The sequence below is a fragment of the Protofrankia sp. CiP1_Cm_nod1 genome (genome assembly GCF_920888515.1).
GTDB lineage: Bacteria > Actinomycetota > Actinomycetes > Frankiales > Frankiaceae > Protofrankia.
Genome location: NZ_CAKKTM010000435.1, coordinates 1 through 3,419 on the forward strand (window position 1 = coordinate 1; position 3,419 = coordinate 3,419).

At 75.9% G+C, this 3,419-nt stretch carries 4 protein-coding genes; all 4 read right to left on the bottom strand.

Annotation, left to right across the window (positions count from 1 at the left end; translation table 11 throughout):
- On the bottom strand, nucleotides 1-251 hold a 251-nt coding region (locus NBX02_RS19650), incomplete at its 3' end, for a hypothetical protein (RefSeq protein ID WP_250292528.1).
- 93 nt (nucleotides 252-344) lie between these two features.
- The gene (gene tsaD, locus NBX02_RS19655; RefSeq protein WP_250286713.1) at nucleotides 345-1,376 is read right to left on the bottom strand and encodes a tRNA (adenosine(37)-N6)-threonylcarbamoyltransferase complex transferase subunit TsaD; all 1,032 of its coding nucleotides are present in this window, start codon (nucleotides 1,374-1,376) and stop codon (nucleotides 345-347) included.
- Nucleotides 1,377-1,611: 235 nt separating this feature from the next.
- Entirely contained in the window at nucleotides 1,612-2,457 is an 846-nt protein-coding gene (gene rimI / locus NBX02_RS23395) for a ribosomal protein S18-alanine N-acetyltransferase (RefSeq protein WP_445548539.1), read from the bottom strand.
- Nucleotides 2,458-2,611: 154 nt separating this feature from the next.
- Nucleotides 2,612-3,419, bottom strand: an 808-nt coding sequence (gene tsaB, locus NBX02_RS19665; RefSeq protein WP_250292529.1) for a tRNA (adenosine(37)-N6)-threonylcarbamoyltransferase complex dimerization subunit type 1 TsaB, incomplete at its 5' end; no start/stop codon positions are given.

Here is a 3,419-nt window from a genome sequence, read left to right on the forward strand (position 1 = left end):
GCCCCCGCCGGGGCAGCCGGCGCCGCCGGGGCAGCCGTGGCCGGCCCACCCTCCGCCGGGAGAGTAGCCGCCGGGGGCCCAGCCCCCGGCCCGGGCGGATGGAAGAGGACCACCACGACGTCGCGGTTGTCCCCGACCCCCCGGTAGATCTCCGCCGCGGCGCCCACCAGGGCCCGGCCGAGCCAGCCCACCAGCTCGCCCACCCGCCCCGGCGCCGCCCGCGCCTCCCACATACGCGTCACACCAGCCACAGCGTCCATCCTCGATATCCATCGGAGGCCGGATCGGCATGTGACCGAGAACACCACCCGGGCAACGGTCACGTCACCTGGGAAACGGCCCGGTCAGAGCGGGAGGGTCGAGGAGGCGGGGATGTCCAGCGGGGACGGGGGCATGCCGGCCTCGACCTGGAGGGAGCCGAGCGCGGCGACCATCGCGCCGTTGTCGGTGCACAGCCCGGGCCGGGGCACCCGCAGCGTGATGCCGGCGGCCTCGCAGCGGGCCGCCGCCAGCGCCCGCAGCCGGCTGTTCGCTGCCACCCCGCCGCCGATCACCAGCGTGTCCACGCCGTGGGCCCGGCAGGCCGCGACCGACTTCGCCGTCAGCACGTCCACCACCGCCTCCTGGAAGGACGCGGCGACGTCGGCGACCGGCACCGGCTCGCCGGCCCGCCCCCGCGCCTCCACCCACCGGGCCACCGCCGTCTTCAGCCCGCTGAAGGAGAAGTCGAAGGTGCCGTCGGACGCCTTGGCGCGCGGGAACGGGATCGTCGGGCTGCCGTCGCGGGCCGCCCGGTCAATGGGCGGGCCGCCCGGGAACGGCATGCCCAGCAGCCGGGCGACCTTGTCGTACGCCTCACCGGCGGCGTCGTCGACGGTCGCCCCGAGCGAGCTCACCTCGCCGCGGGCGAGATCCGGGATGAGCAGCAGCGACGAGTGCCCGCCGGAGACCAGCAACGCGATCGACGGCCCGGGCAGCGGCCCGTGCTCAAGGGTGTCGACCGCCACGTGCGCGGCCAGATGATGGACGCCGTAGAGCGGGACGCCGAGCGCGAGCGCGTACGCCTTGGCCGCGGCCACCCCGACCAGCAGCGCGCCGGCGAGGCCGGGGCCGGCGGTGACCGCGACCGCGTCCACGTCGCGGTGGCGCAGCCCCGCCTGGGACAGCGCCCGGTCCACCGTGGGCGCCATCGCCTCGAGGTGCGCGCGGGCGGCGATCTCGGGGATGACCCCGCCGTAGCGGGCGTGCTCGTCGGCGGAGGAGGCGAGTGTGTCCGCGAGCAGCACCCCGCCGCGGACCAGGCCCACCCCGGTCTCGTCGCAGGAGGTCTCGATCCCCAGCACCAGCGGCGCGTCCCCCGCGCGGCGCCCGCTCATCTCGACACCGCCGTGGTCCCCGTTCCCTCTCCCGTTGTCGGCGCCCTTCCCGTTGTCGGCGCCCTTCCCGTTGCCGGCGCCCTTCCCGTTGCCGGCGCCCTTCCCGTTGCCGGCGCCCTTCCCGTTGCCGGCGCCCTTCCCGTTGCCGGCGCCCTTCCCGTTGCCGGCGCCCTTCCCGTTGCCGGCGCCCTTCCCGTTGCCGGCACCGGCGCCGCTGTCGCCTCCGGCGCCGCCCTCACCTCGACACCGCCCGCTCGGCCGCGTCCAGCATCCTGCCGTAGTCACCGGTGTGTATCCGGTCGGCCGACATCACATAGGCGTCGGCTCCGGACGGCTGATAGTAGCCCCGGCGCACTCCGAGCTCGACGAACCCCAGCCGCCGGTACAGGGACTGGGCCACGGCATTGTCGGTGCGTACCTCCAGCTCGCAGCGGCGGGCGCCCCGGGCGCGGGCGTGGCGCAGCAGCGCGACCAGCAGCCGGGTGGCGACACCACCGCCACGGGCGTCCGCGGCGACCCCGAGAGTCTGTATGTAGGACTCGTCGTCATGGATGGCGAGCCCTCCGTAACCGATGACCCGGTCGTCGCGGACGGCGGCCAGATAGTGCCGCGCCGCGCCCTGGGCCAGCTCGGACCAGAACAGCTCGGGCGTCCACGCGTCCTCGGCGAAGATCTCCCGCTCCAGAGCGACGACGTCGCCAAGGTGCCACCAGCGCAGCGGCTCGAACTCGACATGGCCGGCCTGGCCGCGCCGGACGGCGTCCGCGGCGGAAGCGGCCCGCGCGGGAGGCAGCGTCTCCCCAGGAGGCACTGTGCCCGCGGAGGGCACTGCGTCCGCGGAAGGCACTGTCCCCGCTCCCCCGGCGGGAGCGGCGCCGTCCCCGGGAACGCTGTCTCCGTCCCCCGGGACGGAGACATCCCCGGGAACGCCAACTCCGTCATGGGGGCCGGCAACTCCGTCATGGGGGCCGGCAACGTCCTGCGGGCTTCTCGCGTCCGGACGGAGACCATCGGTGGCGGGAACGTCGTTCCCGGTCTGCTGGACGTTGTCCGCGCCGTCCGGCGGTACGGGGGAGTTCACGATCGTTCTCCGGGTGGGGCCCAGGCGAGGGCAGGCCGATGATCGGACAGCCAGCGCGTCAGGACCGCCGCATCCGCCCGATGATCATTCATGCTGTCCGGGCAGCGCGCACGGCCGCTCCTCACCCGGGCGCTCGGATGGCCCGCCCGGGCGCTCATACGGCGACCGTTTTCGGTGGGTGCGGCTCGGCCGCGTCCGGCCGGCGCAGGTACAACGGGACCAGCGGTGCCGGTGGCCGGCGGGCGAGGACATCGGCGGCGGCCAGCCGGGCGAGAACGACCGGTGAGGGATAGCCGGGATCGGCCGTCCGTGGCGGCCCGCAGCCCTGGGGCGGATCCGCGGCGACGCGGACGCCCACCGATGACGTCTCGCCGGACAGGACGCGGCCGGCTGCCGTCCGCGCACCCAGGTCCGTACCGGCCCGCGTGCCCGCTGCCGGGGCCGTTGCGGGAGCCGGCGGCGGCTGAGGGCCGGCGAGACCGGTGAACACATCCGGGTACAGCACGGCTCCCGGGCCGACCAGCCGGCTGACGGACATCTCGCGCAGCGTGTCGACGACGGCCTGTGGCCGGTCCACGAAGGGCCCGGCGACGCGGGCGCCGTCCTCATAGACCGCCCAGTAGACCTCACGGCGTCGCGCGTCGGTCGCCACGGCCACCCGGCCCGCGAGGGCGGCGCCGACACCGTCGAGCGAACAGACGCCATAGGCGGGCCTGCCGAGAGCGTCCGCGAACGCGCCGGCGGTCACCACCCCCACCCGCAGGCTCGTGAACGGGCCGGGCCCGATGCCCACCACCACACCGTCGAGATCGGCGGGACGTACCGCCGCCTCGTCGAGAACCTCCCGGACCAGCGGTACGAGCAGTTCGGCATGCCGCCGCGGATCGACGACCCGGCGCGCCGCCCGGCCTGTCACGACGACGGCCTGCCCGCCCGCGGCCGCCCCCGCCGCGGGCCCGCTG